A 4700-nucleotide genomic window follows, 5' to 3' on the forward strand; every position below is an offset into this window, starting at 1 on the left:
GCCGAGCATCGCTCAGCGTGTCAGTTGCCGGAAACACCGTTATTTCCACAGTCCCACCTCCCGCCAAGGGGTTGCGAGACAAGGTGTTACACGTGGACACGGTCTTCTCACTCGGCTTCATCAAGCCGTTTTCGAAGTTCGTGTTCGGCTCGTCGGACAAGGCCTTCGGAACGCCCGGAGCCGGGGGCTCATTCGGGATGGCCGATCCCGACACCGGTATCGGATTTGGATATGTGATGAATAGGTTGGGTTTTCACGTATGGAGCGATCCGCGCGAACTCGCACTTCGCCAAGCCCTGTTCCACGAGATCTTGGGCACCAGACCCCAAACCTGAGTTGGCACTTAAGTCCTCGGCACCGAGAAGCACACCCAGCCAGTTTCCGCCGAAAGAGGCCAACGCCCAACCCGAACGAAATCCGTCGGCGCCGCGCCCGCCCACGATGTTGCTAACGTCGCCCCGCCTCCCGGCGACTCGACAGAAAATCATCGGACCATGCTGACGCCACACAAAGTAGTGACGTCAGTCACAGGCACCCCTGCTTAATCGCCACACGACCTGCAATGGGCGTCGCGAACTTCGCACCGGGAAGGGCCGACTTCAAACGCAACACGAACCCGACCGCACACGGTCACTGCGGAGACAAGGCATTCCTTCGACACCAGCCTGATTAACGGCGGTATCGGGCTGGCCGCGCTGATGGCGCTCATGGGCCACGTCACCCCGGGAGATGACGCTGCGCTACGCCAAGCTGGCCACGCCGACCATTCGCAGCGCCTACCAAGCGGCGATGGTTCACTCGCCCATTCGACAATTGTCGAATGGGCGAAGGCGCATTGCGAAAACTGGGGTGATCCCGCTGCTCACCACACCCGATAGTCGTGGGGTGGACCGGCCTCAAGTTCCACACCTCGGTCGACGGGCATGGTTGCCCACCTTCGGTGGTCGTCACTGACGGGAAACGAACAACCAGGCAATGCTCGCCAAAGTACTCAGCGGGATCGTCGTGCGGCGTCACCGCAGTCACACGTGGGGGCGGCAGCGCCCGGGGCCTCCACCGACGCTCGACGAAATCCGCCACAAGCAAATTGATCTCGCCGAACGATCCTTCGCGCTACTGTGGCTTACCAGGGTGATGGGACCACCTTCCCGCCGGCTGCAACACAACGACCACGCGCGAATCCGCACTGTATGCCGAATCAGGGTGATTTGGTCCCCCACCCGGCCTGCGGGTCACGATTGTTGATGGTTGCGGTCAGCGCGTTGATGGCCAGTGCGGGAGTCTGGTTGGAGTCATCGACGAACCGAAGAACCATCGGCATAATGTATCCAGGACCACCGCGCAGTGCACCTTGCCATTATAGGTTCCGCGGATGGTAATGTCGTTGATTTACAACCGCTTTGGCACATCTCCTCGCACGGCTCGCGCCATATATTCAACGAGTTCCCCGACGCGGCACACTAGCGCACCAGACGTTCGGCGATGTCGGCGTACACCACACCGAGTTTGTGCGGGGAGCTATGCTGCCGCGACGGGAACCAGCGGCAGACATCGACGCATAGCGACGAGATCGCAACCACGACATCGTCGCCGTACTCTACATGGAACTCGCCGGCGTCGATCCCGTCGGTAATGATGGCGCCGACATACGCCATGGTCTGGCGCCGCAGCGCGGCGATGGACCGGTAGTGCGACGGGGTCAGCCCGCGCAGTTCGTGGTGCACGACGCGCGCCTTCTTGCGGTTCTCCGCATGCCAGATCGTGAAGGTCGCTACCACCGCCTTGAGCCGTTCGGTGTGGTTACCGGACGCGGCCCTGGCCTGCCCATCGGCGCCCTTGATGGCCTGAAGCAAACTGCTGTGGCCGTCGAGGGCGATCGCGTAGAGCAGTTCTTCCTTCGACGCGTAGTGGGGGTAGATCGCAGTGGCGCTCATGTTGAGCCGTTTGGTGATCTCCCGCGTCGAGCTGCCGCCGTATCCGGAGTCGGCAAAGACCTCGATCGCCGCACACAGGATCCGCTCCGCGGCGGCGGACGAGGCGAGCCGGTCGGTGGTCATGGCGTGTGAAACTGTACCTCGTTCGTTGACAAGCCCGGCACATCATGCGACATTAGCGGTCGCTAAGGAAATTAGCGACCGCTAATGTTTTCGTTTCGCCGAAAGGGCTCCCCGATGGCCGACTTCATCTCCCGGCGTGACGTCGACTTCCTGCTGTATGAGTGGCTCAACGTCGAAGAGCTGACCGAGCGCAGCCGCTACACCGAGCATTCGCGCGACACGTTCGACGCGGTCTTGGACCTGTCCGCCGACATCGCCACCAAACGCTTTGCTCCGCACCGCAAGAAGGGCGATCAGGTCGAGCCCACCGTCGGCCCAGACGGCAAGGTCGTGCTCATCGACGAGATCAAGGATGCCCTGGACACCTTCGCTGAGTCCGGGCTGCTGGCCGGCTCGTTCGACCAGGCCGTCGGCGGTATGCAGCTGCCCGCGGTGGTCTCCGAGGCGGCCATGACGTTCTTCCGCGCCGCCAATCCCGCCACCACCTCCTACCTGTTCTTGACCATCGGCAACGCGAACCTGCTGGTCGAATACGGCACCCCCGAGCAGATCGACGCGTGGGTGCGCCCCATGCTCGAAGGGAAATTCTTCGGGACCATGTGCCTGTCCGAACCCGAGGCGGGGTCGTCGCTGGCCGATATCACCACCAAGGCCGTGTCTGCCCGGGACGGCACCTACCGGATCGCCGGCACCAAGATGTGGATCACCGGCGGCGACCACGAGCTTACCGAGAACATCGTGCACTTGGTGCTGGCCAAGGCTCCCGGTGGCGGCCCCGGCGTCAAGGGCATCTCGCTGTTCGTCGTCCCCAAGTACCTCGCCGACGGCACCCGTAACGACGTCGCACTGGTGGGCCTCAACCACAAGATGGGCAACCACGCCACCACCAACGCCCTGCTGAACTTCGGCGACGGCACGCACCAGCCCTCCGGCGAGGGCGGCGCCGTCGGCTACCTGGTCGGCGAGGAGCACAAGGGCCTAGCGTATATGTTCCACATGATGAACGAGGCGCGGGTGGCCGTCGGGCTGCAGGCCACCGCCACCGGATACGCCGGGTACCTGGCCTCGGTCGAATACGCCAAGGCCCGCACCCAGGGCCGCCCGGTGAACGCCAAGGACCCGTCGCTGCCGCAGGTGGCCATCATCGAACACGCCGACGTGAAGCGAATGCTGCTGGCGCAGAAGGCCTATGTCGAAGGTGCGTTGGCGCTGGGCCTGTACTGCACCCGCCTGGTCGACGAGCAGCGTTCGGGCACCGAACCCGACGGCGCCCGCGCCCACCTGCTGCTGGAGGTGCTGACGCCGATCGCCAAGAGCTGGCCGTCGCAGTGGTGCCTGGAGGCCAACAGCCTGGCCATCCAGGTGCACGGCGGCTACGGCTACACCAAGGAATTCGACGTCGAGCAGGCCTACCGAGACAACCGTCTCAACGCCATCCACGAAGGCGCACACGGCATCCACGGCCTGGACCTGCTGGGCCGCAAGGTGGTTATGCACGACGGCGCCGGGCTGAAACTGCTGGCCGAGCGGATCACCGCGACCATCGACAAGGCCGAAACGCACGTCGGCACAAAGCAGCATGCCGATGCCCTGCGCGGTGCGCTTACCCGGCTGGTCGACATCACCGGCACACTGTGGTCTGCCGGTGATATCTCTGTGACACTGGCGAATTCGACGCTGTACCTGGAAGCGGCCGGCCATGTGGTGATGGCGTGGATCTGGCTGGAGCAGTTGCTGGCCGCCGTGGACGGCGACGGCGACTTCTACGACGGCAAGCGTGCCGCGGGCAGATTCTTCTTCACCTATGAACTGCCCAAGGTCGGCCCCCTGTTCGATCTGCTAGCCAGCCTAGACACCTCGACGGTGGATGCCGTACCAAGCTGGTTCTGATAGTGCTACCCTGAAACTAGGGTCAGAGTGAGCGCGGATACCTCAATGAGGATGGCCGAAGTTCCGTGGAACTTCGGTGGCGGCTCGGTGAACATCAGGCTGCGTTCATCCGATTGGCATTATGCATGACGGGGTACGACAGGTTCGGCGGTGGCTCGATTGAGTGCTGCGCGAAGTGCGGGAAGGTGCAGGTTGCCGTTGATCGGCGGAACTGCTTGCAGGCCTTGATCACCCCAGCGGCGCACCAGCGGAGCGCGCATCTGCCCGTCGCGCCAGCGTTTGACGTTGCCGGCATGCTCTCGGCAGATCGAGATCATCGACTCGATGCTGTTGGTCGAGTGCAGCGTGCGGGCCAGGCTTGGCGGCACGCCCAGCCGGAGCACAATCGGCGTCCCGTCGAGCCCCTCACGCACACTGGCCGCCGCACCGGATGGGTGCGGTCGAGTTCTTTGGCCAGAGCCAGCAGCACCGTCCCGCCAGCGCCGACTCCACGTGGTAGGCGTCGGTCATCTTGCGGCCTCGACTGGGCCCGAAGTCATTGCGGCAGAAGCTTTGTGACGTATCTGATCTTGTGGATCTGACAACGCTGGATAACCGCTGATCCAATACGTCGATGACCGCTTTGCGCAGTGCCTTGGATCCGTCGATGCGATTAGCCCGGATTTTGCGTGGTAGGTGGCGCGAGTGGGTTTTGATGCCAATGCCGTTAACTTTGCCGGTGGGCGAGTCGGATTTCAGGTGGTCCTCGGTGGT

The 4700-nt window shown here is 63.3% G+C and carries 2 protein-coding genes and 2 pseudogenes; 2 read left to right on the plus strand and 2 right to left on the minus strand.

The annotated features are described in order from the left end of the window. A pseudogene (locus CRM90_RS29485) lies at positions 1–335 on the plus strand (EstA family serine hydrolase); the annotation flags it as partial. Positions 336–1460: 1125 nt separating this feature from the next. Here the strand turns inward: CRM90_RS29485 and CRM90_RS29490 are convergent. Continuing rightward, the gene (locus CRM90_RS29490) at positions 1461–2057 is read right to left on the minus strand and encodes a TetR/AcrR family transcriptional regulator (RefSeq protein WP_102810386.1); all 597 of its coding nucleotides are present in this window, start codon (positions 2055–2057) and stop codon (positions 1461–1463) included. A 114-nt stretch (positions 2058–2171) separates the two neighbouring features. Between CRM90_RS29490 and CRM90_RS29495 the strand changes: the two genes are divergently transcribed. Next, positions 2172–3947 carry an acyl-CoA dehydrogenase gene (locus CRM90_RS29495; RefSeq protein WP_102810387.1) on the plus strand — a complete coding sequence of 592 codons (1776 nt, stop codon included), beginning with the start codon at positions 2172–2174 and terminating at the stop codon, positions 3945–3947. A gap of 119 nt (positions 3948–4066) precedes the next feature. Here the strand turns inward: CRM90_RS29495 and CRM90_RS29500 are convergent. Beyond that, a pseudogene (locus tag CRM90_RS29500) lies at positions 4067–4700 on the minus strand (transposase); the annotation flags it as partial.

Origin of the sequence: Mycobacterium sp. ENV421 (assembly GCF_002887815.1) — a bacterium.
In the GTDB taxonomy this organism is placed as follows: Bacteria; Actinomycetota; Actinomycetes; order Mycobacteriales; family Mycobacteriaceae; genus Mycobacterium.

Bases quoted from the DNA above. Each gene is read 5' to 3' on its own strand.
- CRM90_RS29490 (WP_102810386.1), bottom strand. From the start codon at position 2,057: ATGACCACCGACCGGCTCGCCTCGTCCGCCGCCGCGGAGCGGATCCTG.
- CRM90_RS29495 (WP_102810387.1), top strand. From the start codon at position 2,172: ATGGCCGACTTCATCTCCCGGCGTGACGTCGACTTCCTGCTGTATGAG.